Source organism: Streptomyces silaceus (assembly GCF_001419745.1).
Taxonomy (GTDB): Bacteria; Actinomycetota; Actinomycetes; order Streptomycetales; family Streptomycetaceae; genus Streptomyces; species Streptomyces silaceus.
This window is the reverse complement of sequence record NZ_LIRJ01000557.1, coordinates 1-1,315: the sequence shown is the minus strand read 5'-3', so window position 1 is coordinate 1,315 and position 1,315 is coordinate 1. Positions and strand designations below refer to the sequence as shown.

The following is a 1,315-nucleotide window of genomic DNA, read 5'->3' as shown; positions in this document are numbered from 1 at the left end:
CTCGACGGCGTCCGCGGTCGTCGCGGGACGCTCGTACGCGGGCTTGCCCGGCCGCCGCTCCCACTCGAGCGCGTCGTCGAGGGGGTGGAAGACGACCTCGTCGGCGAGATCCTCCGGCGACACCTCGTCGACCGCGGCGACCACGTGGTCCTTGGGGATCACGACGACCGTCGTCTCGGTGTAGAGAGGGATCGCGCTGAGATCCGTCCGGTCGACGGGGAGCCGTACGAACCCGGCGTCGGCGCCGCCCGCCCGCAGCACGTCAGCCGCTTCGGCGGCGGAGACCTGCATCAGGGTCAGGGGGACGTCGGGCAGCCGCTCGTTCCAGATCCGCACCCATTTGGTGGGCGTCACCCCCGGGACGTAGGCGAGCCGGAACGAAGGGGTTACTTCCGAGCCTGTCACCTCGCCAGGCTACCCGTCGTGGTCGGAGGTCGCGCACACGCTCGATACCCTTGAGGGCATGACGTCGCACCAAAACGCCCAGACCATGAAGCCCGCGACCGCGGCGAAGAAGCTGGGTGTGTACCTCCAGGCCACCCCCGCAGAATTCCAGGAGGGTGTCGTCTCGCGCAGCGAGCTGAACGCGCTGCAGGCCGACCCGCCCGAGTGGCTCCAGGAACTGCGCCGCACCGGCCCGCATCCCCGGCCGGTGGTCGCGGCCAAGCTCGGTGTCTCCATCGCGGGCCTCGCGCGCGGCGGGGTCACGGAGCCGCTGACCACGGAGCAGATCGAGGCCCTCAAGCAGGAGCAGCCCGGCTGGCTGCGCCAGGAGCGCGCCACCCAGGCGGAGGTCCGCAAGGAAGCCGTGCGGATCAAGGAGAAGCAGGAGCAGCAGGCGAAGAAGCGGGAGTCCCAGCAGGACCCCCGCGACTAGACCCTCAGCTCTCCCCTCACACGTAAGGGGCGGCCCCTCCCCGGGGGCCGCCCCTTACGTACGTACGCGACCGCGCACCCTCACCCCGACGGCGACGTACGAGAGCCCCCAGCATCGCCGCCCCCGTCACCACCGCCACCGCGTGCGTGCACACCGCCATCGCCAGGTTCTCCGGAAGCTTCGCCTCGGGCGGGTCCGCCAGGGCCAGATAGAGGGTGAACGGCAGCTTCCAGGCGCTCCACGCGAACAGCGAGCCCGAGCCGAGCCAGCCCAGGGACAGGGGGATCCAGCGGGGGAGACCGGCGGGGCGGCCCCGGGCGACGACCCGCAGGGCCACGGCTCCCGCCAGCGCCCACCCGCCCAGGACACCGGTCAACAGCCGCCCGGTGAGCTCCCGTTCCCCGGGGTGCTCCACGCCCACGGTGCCGCCCGCGGCCC

Annotated in this window: 2 protein-coding genes and 1 pseudogene; 1 reads left to right on the top strand and 2 read right to left on the bottom strand. The window is 72.5% G+C overall.

Features of this window, described 5'->3' with window-relative positions; genetic code table 11:
• Nucleotides 1-405 (bottom strand): LysR substrate-binding domain-containing protein (locus AOK22_RS36520; RefSeq protein WP_244165257.1); only part of this gene is annotated, 405 nt, incomplete at its 3' end.
• Nucleotides 406-463: 58 nt separating this feature from the next.
• Here AOK22_RS36520 and AOK22_RS36515 point away from each other — a divergent pair.
• Entirely contained in the window at nucleotides 464-877 is a 414-nt protein-coding gene (locus AOK22_RS36515) for a DUF5997 family protein (protein ID WP_055702969.1), read from the top strand.
• 16 nt (nucleotides 878-893) lie between these two features.
• Here AOK22_RS36515 and AOK22_RS36510 read toward each other — a convergent pair.
• Nucleotides 894-1,315: pseudogene (locus tag AOK22_RS36510) on the bottom strand (hypothetical protein); the annotation flags it as partial.

What these genes read in the sequence shown, in the direction of transcription:
- AOK22_RS36515 (WP_055702969.1), top strand. Translation starts at nt 464, where the DNA reads ATGACGTCGCACCAAAACGCCCAGACCATGAAGCCCGCGACCGCGGCG.